The organism is Streptomyces sp. NPDC043685, assembly GCF_056436585.1.
The window spans coordinates 23,008-41,495 of sequence record NZ_JBWKCH010000002.1; the positions used below are offsets into that span (position 1 = coordinate 23,008).

Here is an 18,488-nt window from a genome sequence, read left to right on the forward strand (position 1 = left end):
CTGCCTTGCGCCCGGAGAGCACGGACGACATCCGTGACCGGGCGGCAGTCGCTGGTCTTCGCGGGCGGGACGTGGCATCGAGGACTCCCGGGACGCCGAGCATCACCCGTACCCGGGCGTCGCAGAGAGCAGCGTCACATCGGTGGCGTGGCTCAAGATTGGCTCAGACACCCCCGCTCATCTCACCTTGCGGCATAGCGTCGGAACAGACCGGATACCCCGTGTCACGACGTGAGGTCGTAAGCGCAGAGGCCGTACTTCCTTCTACGTCACGCAACGGCGCGCGACAGGAGCCAGAGGACAATGCAGACCAAGCTGGACGAAGCCAAGGCCGAGCTGCTCGAGAGGGCCGCCCGGGTAGCTGAGAACAGCCCGGTCGGGGGGCACCTACCGACCGGGTCGACGGGCGAGGAGACCCCAGACGCCCAAGAGGCCCCGGACCGCGAGACCCTCCTCACGTTCCTCCAGCGTTACTACCTGCACACGGCCCCCGAGGACCTCACCGACCGCGACCCGGTCGATGTCTTCGGAGCCGCCGTGTCGCACTACCGGCTGGCCGAGAACCGCCCCCAGGGCACGGCCAACGTGCGGGTGCACACGCCCACGGTGGAGGAGAACGGGTGGACCTGCAGCCACTCCGTGGTCGAGGTCGTCACCGACGACATGCCCTTCCTCGTCGACTCCGTCACCAATGAGCTGACGCGGCAGGGGCGTGGGATCCACGTCGTCATCCACCCGCAGTTCGTCGTGCGGCGCGATGTCACCGGCAAACTGATCGAGGTCCTGTCGACCCCGGCCATCGGCGAGCTGCCGCACGACGCCCACGTCGAGTCGTGGATCCATGTCGAGATCGACCGCGAGACCGACCGGGCCGATCTGAAGCAGATCACCGCCGACCTGCTGCGCGTGCTGTCCGACGCCCGTGAGGCCGTCGAGGACTGGGGCAAGATGCGGGAGGCGGCGACCCGGCTGGCGGAGGGGCTGCCGGACGAGCCCATCCCCGGTGACCTGCCCGGCCCCCAGGTCGAGGAGGCCCGCGAGCTGCTGCGCTGGCTGGCCGACGACCACTTCACGTTCCTCGGCTACCGCGAGTACCAGCTGCGCGACGACGACTCCCTGGCCGCCGTGCCCGGCACCGGTCTCGGCATACTGCGCGCGGACCCGCAGCACGCCGGTGAGGAGAGCCACCCGGTCAGCCCGTCCTTCGAGCGGCTGCCCGCCGACGCCCGGGCCAAGGCGCGCGAGCACAAGCTGCTCGTCCTGACCAAGGCGAACAGCCGCGCGACCGTGCACCGCCCGTCGTACCTGGACTACATCGGCGTCAAGAAGTTCGACGCCGAGGGCAACGTCGTCGGTGAGCGGCGGTTCCTCGGGCTGTTCTCCTCCGCCGCCTACACCGAGTCCGTGCGCCGGGTCCCGGTCATCCGCCGCAAGGTCGAGGAGGTCCTGGAGCGTGCCGGGTTCTCGCCCAACAGCCACGACGGCAGGGACCTGACGCAGATCCTGGAGACGTACCCGCGCGACGAGCTCTTCCAGACCCCGGTCGACGAGCTGCGCTCCATCGTCACCTCCGTCCTCTACCTCCAGGAGCGCAGGCGCCTCCGGCTCTACCTGCGCCAGGACGAGTACGGGCGCTACTACTCCGCCCTGGTCTACCTCCCGCGCGACCGCTACACCACGGCCGTGCGCCTGAGGATCATCGAGATCCTGAAGGAGGAGCTCGGCGGCATCAGCGTCGACTTCACGGCCTGGAACACCGAGTCGATCCTGTCCCGGCTGCACTTCGTGGTCCGCGTCCCGCAGGGCACCGAGCTGCCGGAGCTGTCCGACTCCGACAAGGAGCGCATCGAGGCCCGGCTGGTGGAGGCCGCCCGCTCCTGGGAGGACGCCTTCGCCGAGGCGCTCAACGCCGAGCTCGGCGAGGAGCACGCGGCCGAAGCCATGCGCCGGTACGCGCACGCCTTCCCGGAGGGCTACAAGGCCGACCACAACCCGCGCGCCGCGGTCGCCGACCTCGTCCACCTCGAGCAGCTGAACGCCGAGGAGGGCAAGGACTTCGCGCTCAGCCTGTACGAGCCGGTGGGCGCCGCCCCCGAGGAGCGCCGCTTCAAGATCTACCGCACGGGTGACGCGATCTCCCTGTCGGCCGTGCTCCCGGTCCTCAACCGGCTCGGGGTCGAGGTCGTCGACGAGCGGCCGTACGAGCTGCGCTGCTCGGACCGCAGCGTGGCCTGGATCTACGACTTCGGACTGCGCATGCCCCGCGCGAACGGCGTTGGGGACCACTTCGGCGACGACGCCCGCGAGCGCTTCCAGGACGCCTTCGCCGCCACCTGGACCGGCAAGGCGGAGAACGACGGCTTCAACGCCCTCGTGCTGAGCGCCGGGCTGACCTGGCGCCAGGCCGTGGTGCTGCGCGCGTACGCCAAGTACCTGCGCCAGGCGGCGTCGACGTTCAGCCAGGACTACATGGAGGACACCCTCCGCAACAACGTCCACACCACCCGGCTGCTCGTCTCCCTGTTCGAGGCGCGGATGTCGCCGGACCGGCAGCGCGCCGGGCACGAGATCGTGGACGCGCTGCTGGAGGAGGTCGACGCGGCCCTCGACCAGGTGGCCTCGCTCGACGAGGACCGGATCCTGCGGTCCTTCCTCACCGTCATCAAGGCGACCCTGCGGACCAACTTCTTCCAGGAGGCCGCGGGCGGCAAGCCGCACGACTACGTCTCCATGAAGTTCGACCCGCAGGCCATCCCCGACCTTCCGGCACCGCGCCCGGCGTTCGAGATCTGGGTGTACTCGCCGCGCGTCGAGGGCGTGCACCTGCGCTTCGGCAAGGTCGCCCGCGGTGGTCTGCGCTGGTCCGACCGGCGTGAGGACTTCCGCACCGAGATCCTCGGCCTGGTCAAGGCGCAGATGGTGAAGAACACCGTCATCGTGCCGGTCGGCGCCAAGGGCGGCTTCGTCGCCAAGCAGCTGCCCGACCCGAGCGTCGACCGCGACGCGTGGATGGCCGAGGGCATCGCCAGCTACAAGACGTTCATCTCGGCGCTGCTCGACATCACCGACAACATGGTCGCCGGCGAGGTCGTCCCGCCCGCGGACGTCGTCCGCCACGACGAGGACGACACCTACCTCGTCGTCGCCGCCGACAAGGGCACCGCGACCTTCTCCGACATCGCCAACGAGGTCGCGGAGAAGTACAACTTCTGGCTCGGCGACGCCTTCGCCTCCGGCGGCTCCGCCGGCTACGACCACAAGGGCATGGGCATCACCGCCCGCGGCGCCTGGGAGTCCGTCAAGCGGCACTTCCGCGACATGGGCGTGGACACCCAGAGCGAGGACTTCACGGTCGTCGGCATCGGCGACATGTCCGGTGACGTCTTCGGCAACGGCATGCTGCTCTCCGAGCACATCCGCCTCGTCGCCGCCTTCGACCACCGGCACATCTTCATCGACCCGAACCCGGACGCCGCCACCTCCTATGCCGAGCGCCGCCGCCTGTTCGAGCTGCCCCGCTCCAGCTGGGAGGACTACAACAAGGAACTGCTGTCGGCCGGCGGCGGCATCTTCCCGCGCACGGCCAAGGCGATCCCGGTCAACGCGCACATCCGCGAGGCCCTCGGCATCGAGGCCAAGGTCACCAAGCTGACCCCGGCCGACCTGATGAAGGCCATCCTCCACGCGCCGGTGGACCTGCTGTGGAACGGCGGCATCGGCACGTACGTGAAGTCCTCGGCCGAGTCCAACGCCGACGTCGGCGACAAGGCCAACGACGCCATCCGCGTCGACGGCATGGACCTGCGCGTCAAGGTGGTCGGCGAGGGCGGCAACCTGGGCCTGACCCAGCTCGGCCGGATCGAGTTCGCGCTGCACGGCGGGCGGATCAACACCGACGCCATCGACAACAGCGCGGGCGTGGACACCTCCGACCACGAGGTGAACATCAAGATCCTGCTCAACGGCCTGGTCCGGGACGGCGACATGACCGTCAAGCAGCGCAACAAGCTGCTCGCCGACATGACCGACGAGGTCGGCCACCTGGTGCTGCGCAACAACTACGCGCAGAACACGGCCATCGCCAACGCCCTGGCCCAGTCCAGCGCCATGCTCCACGCCCAGCAGCGCTTCATGAAGCACCTGGTCAGGGAGGGGCACCTGGACCGGGCGCTGGAGTTCCTGCCCACCGACCGGCAGATCCGCGAGCGGCTCGCCCAGGGCCAGGGCCTGACGGGCCCGGAGACGGCCGTACTGCTGGCGTACACGAAGATCACGGTCGCCGAGGAGCTGCTGCACACCTCGCTGCCGGACGACCCGTACCTCAGCACGCTGCTGCACGCCTACTTCCCGAAGGAGCTGCGCGAGCAGTTCCCCGAGCACCTGGTCAGCCACCCGCTGCGCCGCGAGATCACCACGACGGTCCTGGTGAACGACACGGTCAACACGGGCGGCACGACCTACCTGCACCGCCTGCGCGAGGAGACCGGCGCGTCGCTGGAGGAGATCGTGCGGGCGCAGACCGCGGCCCGGGCGATCTTCCGCCAGTCCCCGGTGTGGGACGGGGTCGAGGCGCTCGACAACAAGGTCGAGGCCGAGGTCCAGACGCGCATCCGGCTGCACGCCCGCCGCCTGGTGGAGCGCGGCACGCGCTGGCTGCTCAACAACCGGCCGCAGCCGCTGGAGCTCGCCGGGACCGTCGACTTCTTCGCCGAACGGGTTGAGCAGGTCTGGGGGCAGCTGCCCAAGCTGCTGCGCGGCGCCGACCTGGAGTGGTACCAGAAGATCTACGACGAGCTGACGGGCGCCGGCGTCCCGGAGGAACTCGCCACCCGGGTGGCGGGCTTCTCCTCGGCCTTCCCGACGCTCGACATCGTCTCGATCGCCGACCGCATGGGCCGCGAGCCGCTGGACGTGGCCGAGGTGTACTACGACCTCGCCGACCGGCTGCGCATCACCCAGCTGATGGACCGCATCATCGAGCTGCCCCGCTCCGACCGCTGGCAGTCCATGGCCCGCGCGGCCATCCGTGAGGACCTCTACGCGGCCCACGCGGCGCTGACCGCCGACGTCCTGGCGGTGGGCGACGGCGCCTCGACGCCCGAGCAGCGCTACAAGGCGTGGGAGCAGAAGAACGCGGCGATCCTCGGCCGGGCCCGCAGCACCCTGGAGGAGATCCAGTCGTCCGACGCGTTCGACCTCGCCAACCTGTCGGTGGCGATGCGCACGATGAGGACGCTGCTGCGCACGCACTCCTAGCACGTACGGCGTGACGGGCGCCCCGGGCCGGTTTCCGGCCCGGGGCGCCTCCTCTTGGCCCGCCTCAGGGCGATTCGACTGGAGGACTCACCGAATCCGGCTAAGGCTTGGGGCGTGACTGTGAACCTCTCCGAGGAGCGGGCGGCCGCCGCCCCCGCCCTCCCGGTCAAGCGAGTCGTTCTCCAGGCGGTGTCCATCGTGCTGGCCTCCGCCTTCCGCTTCCTCGTCCAACGGACCTGGGTGTTCGGGCACGATGCGCGCCGCGCCTAGACCGGCCGTCGCCGCCGCGCAGGCCGCCGCCGCGGTGGTCCTCCTGCTGCTGCTCCTGGTCATCGTCCGGCTGCCCTGGGCCGGTGACCTCGGCATGCACGCGGCGACGCTCCAGCGCCTGCGGCACGACCCGGTCGACCCGGGCGATCCGCTGGTCGACGCGGACACGCCGAGCCCGTACTACTCGCCCTGGATGCTGGTGCTCGGCTGTGTCGCCCGGGTCAGCGGCCTGTCGGTCTTCGTCGTGCTGCGGCTCGGTGCGCTGGCCGGGCTCGTGCTGCTGGTCACGGGCGTGTGGCGGTATGTACGGACCTTGACCGGGCACCGGGCCGCGCCCGCGCTGGCCCTGCTGAGCCTGCTGTTCCTGTGGGGGACGGCCGTGTTCAAGTGGAGCGGCTTCTACGGGCTCGACTCGCTGGCTCTGACGGTGTCGTACCCGAGCCTCTTCGCGCTCGGGCTGGCCTTCCACCTCTGGGCGTGGCTGGGGCAGGCGGTGCGCGCCGGTGCCGGGTGGGGCGCGTGGCTCGGGCTGGGAGTGCTGTGGGCGGTCGTCCTGCTGTGTCACCAGTTCTCCGGGGTGGTGGCGTCCCTGGGGGCGGCCGCGACGGTGGTGGCCGCCCGGCCGGACCGGCGGGTCCGGCTCCGGCTCGGCGGCGCACTGGTGGTGGGGCTCGGGGTGCTGGCGCTCTGGCCGTACTACGACTTCTTCGCGCTGTTCGGAGCGGGGGACGGGCTGGAGGCGGTGCACCGGCCGTTGTACGAGGACCTGCTCGGGCGGTACTGGCTGGTGCTGATCGGGGTAGTGGCGCTGGGGGCGCGGGCGGGGCGCGACCGGTGGGACCCGCTGGTGCTGTTCTTCGTGCTGGGTGTCGCGGTGGTGACGGCCGGCGGGGTCGGCGGTCACTACTCCTGGGGGCGGGCGCTGCCGGCGGTGCTGATTCCGGCGCAGCTCGCGGCGGCCGTGGAGGTGTGCGAGGCCGGGCTGCGTGCGGTGCGGACGGGGTGGGCGTGCGTGCTGGGCGCGGCGCTGGCGATCGGGGCGTGGACGCAGGCGGGGGCCGTCGGGTACGTCGTCGAGCCGCGGCACCTGCCGGAGGCCGTCGCGGAGAGGTACCGGCGGCCGTGGGCGGGGTACCACTGGATGACGCGCTGGGTGCGGTACGGGGATGTGGTGATGGCGCGGGAGGGCCGGCCGGCCAGGCAGATCCCGGCGTACGGGGCGTACACGGTGGCGCCCGGGTATCCGGACTTCTTCCTGCCGGACGAGCGGCGGCGTGAGGGGGCGGTGCGGAGGTACTTCGCGGAGGGCACGCCGGGGACGGAGCGGCGGGAGATTCTGCGGGAGTACGGGGTGCGGTGGGTGGTGGACACGGCGGGCGGGACCGGGGGAGCGGGATTGCGGGAGGTGGCTCGGGGGCCGGAGGGGCAGGTGCTGTACGCGGTGGAGCGTTAGCGGGGTGCTGAGGGGTGCTGCGGGGTGGCGGCCGGGGCAGCCACCCGCCGCTGGAGCCGCCCACCCTCGCAGCCGCCCACCCCTGTGCCGCCCCCGGCGGCACACGTGCCCGCAGCCGGGTGGCTACCGCAACGCGCTCGCCACCAGCCTCGCTGCCCGTTTCACCCTCGGGCGGGCCAGCCTGCGTACCGTCGGGCGGATCACTCTCGCCGTCAGTCCCACCGGTTCCCAGCGGACCTGGAGGCGGCCCGGGCCGTGCCCCTCCGGTTCCACCGTCAGGCGGTGGGACGGGAGGCGGGTCGTCAGCGTCGGGAAGGCCAGGGGCGCCAGCAGCAGACCCGTGTGGGACAGGCCCTGGTGCTGGAGGCGCAGCAGCGGGTGGCGGATCCCCGCGAAGCCCTGGAGGGGGAGCGCGGCAGCCCCGAGGTCGAGGTGGGCGTGGCCCTCGAAGAGGCCGGGGCGGACGGGGGAGAGGCGGAAGGGGACGCTGAGCCGGCGGCCGCCCGGGGCGATGAGGAGCGTGGCGCGCTGCGGCCCGACCGGAAGCCGCAGCGCCGGGTCGTACGTGCGGACGGTGAGGTCGATCGCGGCGCCCGGGCCGCGGGTGATCTCCGTGATCTCGTGGCGGAACTGGGCGCTCGGGAAGGGACGGGTCGCCAGTTCCAGGTCGGAGACGTCCAGTTCGCGGCGTGACCACTCGGAGTCGGGGACCCGGTCGCCCCAGTAGGTGCGGCCGTCCGCGTCGGTGACCACGCGCCGCGGTCCGACTCCGTGCCCCAGACCCCGGGCCGCGAGGCGGGCCTCCGGCAGCCGCCGGTCGCGGATCAGCTGGAGGACGACGCGTTCGGCACGCGGGAGGCGGGCGAACGCGCCCGGGGTGAGCGTGTCGAGGTAGGGCGTGACGATGTCGGCGAAGGACGTCAGCCAGGCGTCGTCGCGGTACGGCAGGTCACCGGCGTACATGCGGAAGTCGTGCTTGAGGAACTTGTGGTCCTTGTCCTCGCGCAGCGACTCGTGCCCGCTCTCGGCCAGGAACGCGTCGATGAGCCGCTGGACGTGAACCCGGTCCCGGACGTTGGCGAGCTTGTGCCGCTGGTTGGATATGGAGGCCGTCTCGGAGGCCGCGAAGGGCGCCACGTACCAGCGGTAGACCGGCTCGGGGACGATCGTGAAGCTCTTGGCCAGGCAGTACGCCTGGGCCGAGAACAGCTGGTCCTCGTAGTGGATGCCCTCGGGGAAGCGCAGGCCGTGCCGGTCGAGGAAGGCGCGGGCATACATCTTGCTCGTCGACAGGTGCTCGAACAGCAGCCGCGGGTCCGCCTCGATGCCGTCGAGGGTGCGCCGCTCGGCGACCAGGTGCGGCATCCACGTCGAGCGGCGGCCGTTGTCCACGCGGATCCGTTCCACCGCGCCCATGGCGAAGTCGATCTCGCGTTCGCGGTGCGCGGCGAGCAGAGTTGCGACGGCGTTCTCGGGGAGTTCGTCGTCGCTGTCGAGGAACATCAGGAACGGGGCACGGGCGATCCGCAGCGCGCGGTTGCGGGGGACGCTGCAACCGCCGCTGTTGCGCTCCAGGCGGAGGTGGCGGACGCGGGGGTCCCGGGCCGCCAGCCGCTGCGCCACCGCCGGGGTTTCGTCGGTGGAGTGGTCGTCGCTGATGATGATCTCGATGTCGGTGTGGGTCTGGCGGCGGACCGAGTCGACCGCGCGGGTGAGCCGTTCGGCGTCGTTGTAGACGATGACCGTCACGGTGACGTCGGGGGTGCTCATGCGGTCGCCTCCTGCGGGGTCGGGGCCGGGGTGCGCTCCTCGACCGGCAGCACCGGCGGCAGGTCCCGTTCGTCCTGGCCGAGGAAGACCCGGCGCACGACGCGTTCGGCGGCGCGTCCGTCGTCGTACTCGCAGAACCGGCGTCGGAAGACGGCCCGGGTCTTCGCCGCGTTCTCGTCGCGCCAGGCCTCGGTGGTGAGGATCTCCGTCAGCTCCTGCTGGGTGCGGGCGACCGGGCCCGGGGCCTGGTCCATCAGGTCGAAGTAGACGCCTCGGGTCGTGCGGTACGTCTCCCAGTCGTCGGCGTAGATCACGATCGGCCGGTCGAGGTTGGCGTAGTCGAACATGATCGAGGAGTAGTCCGTGACCAGGGCGTCCGCCGCCAGGCACAGCTCCTCGACCGGGTCGTAGGAGGAGACGTCGACGATCCGGCCGCTGCGGCGCAGGTTGGTGAGCGGGGAGGCGGCGCCGCCGTAGAAGTAGTGGCCGCGCACGAGCAGGACCGTGTCCTCGCCCAGGCGGTCGGCGAGGGTGGCGAGGTCCAGGCGCGGGGTCCAGCCGGCCTCGTAGTCGCGGTGGGTGGGCGCGTAGAGGACCGCCCGGCGTCCCCGGGCGATGCCGAGCCGGTCGCGGACCGCGCGGATCTCACCTGCGCCGGCCGTGTAGTAGACGTCGTTGCGCGGATACCCGTGGTCCAGGGAGACGTAGCGCGACGGGTACGCGCGCTCCCACATACGGGTGGTGTGGCTGTTGGCCGAGACGCTGAAGTCCCACTTGTCGATGCGCTCCAGCAGCGCCCGGAAGTCCAGGCCCTGCGCGGCGGCCGGGAACGCCATCTGGTCGATGCCCATGCGCTTCAGGGGCGTGCCGTGGTGGGTCTGGACGTGAATCGCGTCGGGGCGTTTGACCACCGCGTTGGGGAAGTTGACGTTGTTGACGAGGTACTTGGCGGTCGCCAGCACCTCCCAGTAGCGGCGGCTGCCGGGCACCACGTGGTCGGTGCCGGGCGGCAGCAGCGCCGCGTTCTCCTGCGTGACCACCCACACCGGGTGGATCTGCGGGGCGAGTTCGGTGAGCTTGGCGGCGATCGCGGCCGGGTTGCAGGCGACGCCGCGGTTCCAGTACGCCGAGAACACCGCGAGGTGCGGGTTGACCGGGCGGCCGAGCGCCCTGCGGTACTGGTGGTCGCGGAGCATGGCACCGGCCTGGCGCTTCCGGGCCCGTACGGCCGACCTGGCGGTGCGGCGGGTGCGGTTGACGGCCTGGAAGGCCCGGTACTTCGCGTAGGCGCCCTCCTCCAGCAGGGAGCGGCGGACGCCTTCGAGCCCGCCCGGGTGGCGGTAGCCCTCGGGGCGGTGGCGCAGGGCGGCCAGGGACGCCCGGCGGAAGAACTCCCGTGCGACCTCCTCCGGCATGCCGCCGCGCGCGAAGGTGCGCAGGCAGTCGCGGACCATGACGTCATAGAGCACGGTGTGCACGGGGCGCCGGTCGCGGGTGAGTCCGAGGAGCGACTCGTAGCGCTCGACGAGGCCGTAGCGCTGCTCGGGCGTGACCGGGGGCAGGCTCGCGGGGCGCAGCCGGCGGTCCTCGTAGGCGACATGCGGCAGGCAGGCGACGCGCTCGGCGAGCAGCAGGGCGGCCAGGGCGGCGTACGGTTCGTCCTCGGTGCTGAGCCGTGACTCGTGCGCCCGCCAGAAGCCGGCGCGCAGCACGCGGGTGCCGAGCAGCGGGGTGAGCCGCAGCAGGGGCGCGCAGTCGTCGAGGGCGAGGTCGGCGCGGCCCGCCCGGGCGAGGAGCGGGCCGTCCGGGGAGGGCATGCCGGAGGTGTGCCAGGTGCTGCGGACGTGGTCCAGCAGGAGGACGTCGACCTCGCCGGGGAGCTCGGCCACCCGCTCCGCGACCGTGCGCGGGGTGCCGGCGGGCAGGCCGTCCTTGGCGTGGACGAAGTGCAGCCAGCGGCCGGACGCCCGGGCCGCGCCCGCCGCCCGGGCCGCCGGATCGCCGGCGCCGTCCGCAAGCGGCACGACCTGGACGTCCGGGGTGTGCCGCTCGGCGGTCTCCCGGGCCCAGTCGCCGACCGCGGCCACGATCACCTCGGCGTCCGGCAGGGGATGGGCGGCGAGGGAGTCGAGGAGTTCCGTCAGATGGTCCTGAACGTTCGGCCCGTGGACGATGACACTGAGTTCGGCCATCCCGGGGACCCCCTCTCGCAGCGTGCACCGTATGCGGTCATGCTGCCATCAATGGGACGAAAGGGCCGACCGGGTGGGCCTCACGAGGGAACGGCGGCCTTGGGCTTCGGCTTGGCGGCCTTGTCGCCGGTGAACGCCTCGTACTCCTTGAGGACGTCGTCGGTCGGGCCGTCCATGCGCAGTTCCCCGCGCTCCAGCCACAGCACGCGGTCGCAGGTGTCGCGGATCGACTTGTTGTTGTGGCTGACCAGGAACACCGTGCCGGCGTGCTTGCGCAGCTCGCGGATGCGCGCCTCGGAGCGCTTCTGGAAGGAGCGGTCGCCGGTGGCCAGGGCCTCGTCGATCAGCAGCACGTCGTGGTCCTTGGCGGCGGCGATGGAGAACCGCAGCCGGGCGGCCATGCCGGAGGAGTACGTCCGCATCGGCAGCGTGATGAAGTCGCCCTTCTCGTTGATGCCGGAGAAGTCGACGATCTCCTGGTAGCGCTCCTTGACCTGCTCGCGGGACATGCCCATGGCCAGGCCGCCGAGGTGCACGTTGCGCTCGCCGGTCAGGTCGTTCATCAGGGCCGCGTTCACGCCGAGCAGGGAAGGCTGGCCGTCGGTGTAGATGTGGCCGTTCTCGACGGGCAGGAGTCCGGCGACGGCCTTCAGCAGGGTCGACTTGCCGGAGCCGTTGGTGCCGATCAGGCCGATGGCCTCACCCCGGTACGCCACGAAGGACACGTTCTTCACGGCGTGCACCCGACGCACGCCGGAGGCCTTCTCGGTCTGCTTGCGGCGCACGATGCGGTTGAGGGCGGCGGTCGCGGAGCCGCGTCCGGCGCCGGTGCCGTTGACGCGGTAGACGATGTCGACGCCGTCAGCGATGACGGTGGGGATCTTCTCGCTCGGGTGCTCAGCCACGGCCGTACGTCTCCTCAGCCTTCCAGAAGTAGATGAAGCCGCCGACGCCGGCGACCAGCGCCCAGCCGACGGCGATCGCCCACACGTGAGCGGGGAGCTGGCCGGCGTGGAAGCTGTCGATCAGGGCGAAGCGCATCAGGTCGATGTAGACGGCGGCCGGGTTGGCGGCCAGGGCGATGGTCACCACGTGGGGCAGGCTGTCCTTCTGCGCCAGCTTGTCGATGCTCCACATGACACCCGAGACATACATCCAGGTGCGCAGCACGAACGGCATCAGCTGTGCGATGTCGGGGGTCTTGGCACCCATCCGGGCCATGACCATGGAGACGCCCGCGTTGAAGGTGAACTGGAGGAACAGCGCCGGCAGCGCCAGCAGCCAGGACACCCCGACCGGCACGCCGAAGCAGAGCAGGATGACGACCAGGGCCGCCATCGAGAACAGCAGCTGCTGGAGCTGCTGGAGGCAGAAGGACAGCGGCAGCGCGGCGCGCGGGAAGTGCAGGGCGCGGACCAGGCCGAGGTTGCCGGAGATGGCCCGGGTGCCCGCCATGATCGAGCTCTGCGTGAACGTCCAGATGAACACGCCGGTGACCAGGAACGGGATGTAGTCCGGCACGCCGTGCTTGGTGCCGAGCAGCACGCCGAAGATGAAGTAGTAGACCGCCGCGTTCAGCAGCGGGGTCATCACCTGCCAGACCTGGCCGAGTTTCGCCTGGCTGTACTGGGCGGTGAGCTTGGCGGTGGCGAACGCGGTGATGAAGTGGCGGCGGGCCCACAGCTGGCGCACGTACTCGGGCAGGGAGGGCCGGGCGCCGCTGACGGCCAGGCCGTGGCGGGCGGCGAGGGCCGCGAGGTCGTCGGCCGGGACCGGTGCCGGGGACTGGGGCGGTGTGTGGAGGACCGTACTCACATCCGCTGCTTTCGCTCGGGGGGAGGGGTGGGACCTGGGGTCGCGAAGAGCAAGGGCAGTGGTGGACTTTTACCGGACTCTTCACGGATTCTTACGTCGGGACGGGACCGTATCGTCGTAACGGGAGCGTACGACGGCCGAGCGTCGGAACGCAACCGTTTCGTCGTGACGCCCTATGCTGTCGGCATGACGACGAAGCCCGACGAGCCCCAGCAGCCGCCGCGCCGCCGGGCCCCCGCGGGGGCCGCCGTACTGCGGGAGGACGTGACGGAAGCGATCCGGGCGGCCGTCTTCGAGGAACTCGCGGCCGTCGGCTACGCGCGGATGTCCATCGAGGGGATCGCACGCCGGGCGGGCGTCGGGAAGACGGCGGTCTACCGCCGCTGGCGCTCCAAGCTGCACCTGGTGCTCGACATCGTCTCGGCGCTCGCCGTGCAGGGCCTGCCCGCGCCGGACACCGGCTCCCTCGAGGGCGACCTGCGGCTGCTCTACGAGGTGACGTCCCGCGCCCTGCGCCACCCCGTCGCCTCGCAGATCATCCCCGACCTCCAGGCCGAGGCGGCTCGCAACCCCGACATCGCCGAGGCCCTGCAGAAGGCCCTGCGCGAGGGCCAGGACGGCGTCGCCACGGGCATCGTGACGGCGGCGGAGCGCCGCGGCGAACTCCGCGCGGGCGTCGACCACGAGCTGGCCCTCGACCTGATCTCCGGTCCGCTGTACTGGCGCTCGGTGGTGATCCGCACCCCGAAACTCCCCAAGGGCTACCTGGACACGCTGGCCCGGGCCACGTCGGAGGGCCTGAAGGCGCTGTAGGCCGCCGCCTCGGCGGCGCTGGTGGGGGCCGCGCGGGGAGGCCGCGACGGCGGCCGGGGTGCGAGGCCGCGGGACGACGACCGCTTCCGGGGGCGCGCGCCCCGCGCGCGGGCGGGCCGCGGCGGACGTGCGGGGGCGCGGGCAGGTCTGCCCTGTCCCGGGTCCGGGCCGGGCCCCGGCGGGTGTGGACCGCGCTCGGGCGGGCCCGGCAGGCGCCGGGGGGTTCGGGCTGGCGCGCCGGGCTCGCGTCCGCGGAGGCGCGTCGGGCTCCGGTGGGTCAGTCTCGCTTCGACTCCGGATGGAGTCGCAGCCATCCCTCCCACGCTGAGGTGATCATGTCCCGGACGTCGTGTCGGGCCTTCCAGCCCAGCTCCGTGGCCGCCCGGTCGGCGGAGGCGACCACGCGGGCCGGGTCGCCCGGGCGCCGGGGGGCGACAGTGGGGGGCCGGTCGTGGCCGGTGACCTCGTTGATGCGGTCGATCATCTCGCGCACGGAGACGCCCTCGCCCCGGCCGATGTTGAGCGTGAGGCCGCGGCCGGGGGAGGAGCTCAGGACGCGGGCCGCCGCGACATGGGCCTCGGCCAGGTCGACGACGTGGATGTAGTCCCGCACGCAGGTGCCGTCCGGAGTCGGGTAGTCGTCACCGAAGATCCGCGGCGGCGCGTCCTCCGTGAGCTTCTCGAAGACCATGGGCACAAGGTTGAACACCCCGGTGTCCGCGAGCTCCGGGCTCGCGGCGCCCGCCACGTTGAAGTAGCGCAGGCACGCCGTCGACAGCCCGGTCGCCCGGCCCGTCGCGCGGACCAGCCACTCGCCGGCCAGCTTGGTCTCGCCGTACGGCGACATGGGCGCGCACGGCGTCTCCTCCGTGACCAGGTCCACGTCCGGCATGCCGTACACCGCCGCCGAGGAGGAGAAGACGAAGGACGGCACCCGCGCCGCCGTCACCGCGTCCAGCAGGACCCGCAGGCCCTCGACGTTCTCCCGGTAGTAGTGCAGCGGCAGGTCGACCGACTCGCCCACCTGCTTCTTCGCCGCGAGATGGACGACGCCGGTGACCGCGTGGTCCACCAGGGCGCGGGCGAGCCGCTCGGCGTCCAGGGTCGAGCCCACCACCAGCGGCACCCCGTCGGGCACGCGCTCGGCGATGCCGGTGGACAGGTCGTCGTACACCACCGCCCGTTCCCCCGCCACGGTCATCGCCCGTACGACGTGCGCGCCGATGTAGCCGGCGCCGCCGGTGATCAACCAGGTCATGTGCGGCCGTCCCCTCGTCAGTTGACCCGTGGTGGTGCTGTGCGCTGATCCGTCGTGGTCGTCGTACGCGCGTGCTCTCAGTGAAGCAGGCGGCGCAGTCGTGAGCGCGCGACCGACAGCACACCGCGTACGCCGGGGGCCACCCGCAGCGCCAGCGCTCCGGAGTGGGTGATGTACGGCTGTACGAGTACCACGCCGTGCCGGGCGCTCGGGACGGCGCCGCGGCGCAGCAGACCGGTGCCCGTGAGCGCGTGCGCGGTGACGTCACGGCTCGCGCCGTCGCGGAAGCGGATGCGAAGGCGCAGGTCCCAGGTGCCCTGGCCGCGCGCGGCCAGGGCAGCGAGGTCGACGGTCGTCTCCGCCCACCAGGTCCCGGCGGACTCGGGGCCGGTCCCTACGGCCTCGGCGCCGGACCCGTACGGCGTGAGCGCCAGGGTCGCGCCGCGGACCACCACGTCCCCGTCGTCCCGGTGCCGCCACTGCGTCTCCACCGTCTCCGGCCCCGCCTGCGCCACCCGCCCGTACAGCTCGTGCAGCCGCAGCCGCAGCCGGGCGTCCCGCCCCCGTTTCCGCAGCTCCGCGTCGACCGCGAGGGGCAGCGCACCCACCGGCCGGGCCAGCAGGGGTTCGAGGGAGACCTGGGGGAGGTCGTCCGACCACACGGGCGTGCCGTCCGCGGCGTGGGCGTACGGCGGGCACAGACGGGCCGGGCGGGCCGCGAGCTCCCGCAGCCGGGGCAGGTCGCGCGGCTCCGGACAGGCCAGGACGACCCGCCCGGCCAGCCGGCCGGGAGCGGCCGGGTTGCGCGCCCAGTCGTCGGCGTCGTACTCGGCGAGATGCGCCCGCGTGAGTTCCCACCAGGCGCGCCGGTAGGCGGCGTCGCGCAACCCCAGTTCGCGCAGGTACATCCGCAGGTCGTGGTCAAGGAACTTGGCGCGCACGGCCCGCGCGAGTTCCTTCTGCCCCGCGCCCAGCAGCACCTCGTACGCCTGCCGGCAGGCCTCCGTACGGGCCCGCCAGTTCGCGACCCCGGCCCGGTCCAGGGAGATCGACAGCCGCTCGGCGGACCGGCGCACGTGCCAGACGTACACCCGGTCCGGGATCAGGGCGATGCGTGGGGCCGCGGCGAGCACGCGCGCGGTGAAGACCACGTCCTCGTAGGGGAAGCGGCCCTCGGGGAAGCGGATGCCGTGCGCGCGCAGGAAGGCGGTGCGGTAGAGCTTGTTGACGCAGAGCGTGTCGTGGACCAGGCGTGTACGCCGCGCGGGGTGCGGCACCACCGCGTGCAGCGCGTACAGGCGGGCCTGCCAGGGGACTTCACGGCCCGACGGCACCTCCCGGCGCACACACAGGCCGCTCGCGACCTCGGCGCGCGCGCCCGACGCGGCCTCCAGCAGCGCGGCGACGGCGCCGGGCGGCAGGACGTCGTCGCTGTCTAGGAACATCACGAACGGCGAGGTCACCGCGTCGAGCCCGGTGTTGCGGGGGGTGCCGCAGCCGCCGCTGTTGACCCGGCGGCGAATCACCTTCAGGCGCGGCTCCGAGGCGGCGAGCCGGTCGAGCAGGCCCGCGCTGCCGTCCGTCGAGCAGTCGTCCACGGCGATCACCTCGCGCACGGCGGGCCCCTGGGCGAGCGCCGAGCGCACGGCGTCCGTCACATGGGCGGCGTCGTCGTAGCCGATCACCACGACGGCGACCTCGGCGAGCGGCCCCCGGGTGTCCCTCTCGGCATGCGTCTCGGCGTTCATCCCAGCGGATCGTAAGCCGGGCGAATGACATGAAAGTGGTAACACACCACTGAACCCGGTCAAAGAGCTTCAATCATCGCAGAATCGGGCCGTGGAGAGCGGACAGTCGAGGGGGAGCGGCCGGTTCGAGGCGGGCACGGCGGCGGTGGCGGTGTCCGTGGCGGTGATGCTCTCGACCGGGTTGTGGGGTCTGGACCGCGGCGGCATGTGGGGCGACGAGAGCGTCACCTTCCAGGTCGCGCAGCGCACGGTCCCGCAGATCTGGCGGCTGCTGCACGAGGTGGACGCGGTGCACGGCCTCTACTACCTGTTCATGCACGCCGTCCTCGCCGTCCACCCGAGCGAGGTCGTGCTGCGCCTGCCGTCGGTGTGCGCGGCGGCGGCGACCGCCGGCCTGGTCGCGGCCCTGGGCGTCCGGCTGGCCGGCCCGCGGGTGGGCCTGTGGGCCGGTGTCCTCTACGCGATCACGCCGATGGCCGGCCACTACGCCCAGGAGGGACGGTCCTACGCGCTCGTCGCGGCGGGCGTGGCCGGGGCGACCCTGCTGCTGGTGAGGGCCGTGGACGCGGGGGGCGTCCGGGCCTGGTGGCCGTACGGGACGGTCGTCGCCCTGACCTGTGCGCTGCACGAACTGGCGGTGCCGGTGCTGGGCGCGCACGCGGTGACGCTGGCGCTGCTGCGGGTGCCGAGGAGGGTCTGGTCCGGCTGGGGGCGGGCGACCGGGGTGGTCGCGCTGCTCCTGCTGCCGCTGGTGTGGGTGTCCCAGGGGCAGTCCGGGCAAGTGGCGTGGCTGGTGTCGCCGGGCTGGGACCGGGTCGAGAGGCTGGCCAGGAACTTCTCCCCGGGCCCGGCGGGGCCGGTGTTCTGGGGGGCGCTGCTGCTGACGGCCGTGGGGCTGCGGGAACGGCGGACGGCGGCGGTCGCGCTGCCGCTGCTGCTGGTGCCGCCCGCGGTCCTGATGACCGTCTCGCAGGCCCGGCCGCTCTATCACGACCGGTACGTGCTCTACGCGCTCGCGGGCGCGTCCCTGCTGATGGCGGCCGGGGCCGGGCGGGTGGGCCTGGCCCTGGGGCGTGTGCGGTTCGACGGGCGGCGGATGCGGGTCGGTGGCCGGCAGGTGCGCGCCGTGCTGGGTGTCACGGGGGTCCTCGTTCTCTCCACCACCTTCCTGACGCAGCTCCCGGTGCATCGCCAGGACAGGTCCGCCTCCCACCGCCCGGACAACCTCGCCGGGGTCTCCGCGCTCGCCGTCCGGCAGATGCGGCCCGGCGACCCGGTGCTGTTCGTGCCGTCGGTCGGCAGGCTCGCCGCGCTGGCCTACCCGAAGGGGTTCCGGCGGACCCGGGACATCGCGCTGCGGGAGTCCGCGCCCCGCTCCGGGACGCTGTGGGGCCGGGAGGCCACACCCGGGGAACTGCGCCGGCGGCTCGCCGCGGTGGACCGCGTCTGGGTCGTCGCCGAGCGATCCGCGCTGGACCCGCGCCGCAGCCCCGCCGACCCGGTCGAGCGCACCAAGCTCGCGGTCCTCGCCGGGGAGTTCACCGTCCGAGAGGAGCACGTCCGGGAGGAAGGCATCCGCGACGACGTCCTCCTGCGCCTCTACGTCCGGCGCCGGACCGGAGACACCCCGACCGGCGAGGAACCACCCCGCGACCGCACCCCTGAGCTCTCCGCCGGCGCCCCACCCCTCGACACGCCAGGGGCGTGACGCGGCATGCCGGGGCCGTTCGCCCTGATCCCGGCCCGGAGGCGCCCCGGCGGCCGATGAGCCGCCCCGGCCGGCGGTCCGACCGCAGGCCACCTGCCGCGTCCGCCGCCGTTCTTGGCGGTCCGGCTTTCTCCCGGGTGCCCGAAGCGCCACCTGCGTGATGCCCGCGCTCCGGTTCCGGCGTGCAGGCGCGGCGTCTCGCCCC

At 72.6% G+C, this 18,488-nt stretch carries 11 protein-coding genes; 5 read left to right on the forward strand and 6 right to left on the reverse strand.

Annotation, left to right across the window (positions count from 1 at the left end; genetic code table 11):
• Positions 1-303 precede the first annotated feature (303 nt).
• The 3 genes from AC0665_RS04875 (at position 304) to AC0665_RS04885 (ending at position 6,979) form a co-directional block, all read left to right on the forward strand.
• Complete coding sequence (locus AC0665_RS04875; RefSeq protein WP_478601810.1) at positions 304-5,256, forward strand: NAD-glutamate dehydrogenase; 4,953 nt, start codon at positions 304-306, stop codon at positions 5,254-5,256.
• Positions 5,257-5,370: 114 nt separating this feature from the next.
• Positions 5,371-5,526, forward strand: a complete 156-nt coding sequence (locus tag AC0665_RS04880; protein ID WP_478601813.1) for a hypothetical protein — start codon at positions 5,371-5,373, stop codon at positions 5,524-5,526.
• Positions 5,510-6,979 (forward strand): hypothetical protein, encoded by a 1,470-nt coding sequence (locus AC0665_RS04885; RefSeq protein ID WP_478704434.1) that lies wholly within the window; start codon positions 5,510-5,512, stop codon positions 6,977-6,979. The genes AC0665_RS04880 and AC0665_RS04885 overlap by 17 nt, the downstream gene beginning before the upstream one ends.
• 123 nt (positions 6,980-7,102) lie before the next feature.
• On the opposite strand, the gene AC0665_RS04890 is transcribed toward AC0665_RS04885, so the two are convergent.
• The 4 genes from AC0665_RS04890 to AC0665_RS04905 form a co-directional block, all read right to left on the reverse strand.
• A complete protein-coding gene (locus AC0665_RS04890) occupies positions 7,103-8,749 on the reverse strand; it encodes a glycosyltransferase family 2 protein (protein ID WP_478704435.1) in 1,647 nt (548 codons plus the stop codon).
• A complete protein-coding gene (locus tag AC0665_RS04895) occupies positions 8,746-10,941 on the reverse strand; it encodes a CDP-glycerol glycerophosphotransferase family protein (RefSeq protein ID WP_478704436.1) in 2,196 nt (731 codons plus the stop codon). The genes AC0665_RS04890 and AC0665_RS04895 overlap by 4 nt, the downstream gene beginning before the upstream one ends.
• 80 nt (positions 10,942-11,021) lie before the next feature.
• A complete protein-coding gene (locus AC0665_RS04900; RefSeq protein WP_468409727.1) occupies positions 11,022-11,846 on the reverse strand; it encodes an ABC transporter ATP-binding protein in 825 nt (274 codons plus the stop codon).
• Positions 11,839-12,756 (reverse strand): ABC transporter permease, encoded by a 918-nt coding sequence (locus AC0665_RS04905; protein WP_363122218.1) that lies wholly within the window; start codon positions 12,754-12,756, stop codon positions 11,839-11,841. Before AC0665_RS04905 ends, AC0665_RS04900 begins: the two co-directional genes overlap by 8 nt.
• Positions 12,757-12,942: 186 nt before the next feature.
• Between AC0665_RS04905 and AC0665_RS04910 the strand changes: the two genes are divergently transcribed.
• The gene (locus AC0665_RS04910) at positions 12,943-13,569 is read left to right on the forward strand and encodes a TetR/AcrR family transcriptional regulator (RefSeq protein ID WP_478601825.1); all 627 of its coding nucleotides are present in this window, start codon (positions 12,943-12,945) and stop codon (positions 13,567-13,569) included.
• 277 nt (positions 13,570-13,846) lie between these two features.
• Here the strand turns inward: AC0665_RS04910 and galE are convergent, their stop codons facing one another.
• Together galE and AC0665_RS04920 are read right to left on the reverse strand one after the other, a co-directional pair.
• Positions 13,847-14,827, reverse strand: a complete 981-nt coding sequence (galE, locus tag AC0665_RS04915; protein ID WP_478704437.1) for a UDP-glucose 4-epimerase GalE — start codon at positions 14,825-14,827, stop codon at positions 13,847-13,849.
• Between the two features lie 77 nt (positions 14,828-14,904).
• Positions 14,905-16,575 carry a glycosyltransferase family 2 protein gene (locus AC0665_RS04920; protein ID WP_478704438.1) on the reverse strand — a complete coding sequence of 557 codons (1,671 nt, stop codon included), beginning with the start codon at positions 16,573-16,575 and terminating at the stop codon, positions 14,905-14,907.
• Between the two features lie 91 nt (positions 16,576-16,666).
• On the opposite strand from AC0665_RS04920, the gene AC0665_RS04925 reads away from it, so the two are divergent.
• On the forward strand, positions 16,667-18,283 hold the full coding sequence (locus AC0665_RS04925) for a glycosyltransferase family 39 protein (protein ID WP_478704439.1): 1,617 nt from the start codon (positions 16,667-16,669) through the stop codon (positions 18,281-18,283).
• The last annotated feature ends 205 nt before the right edge of the window (positions 18,284-18,488 follow it).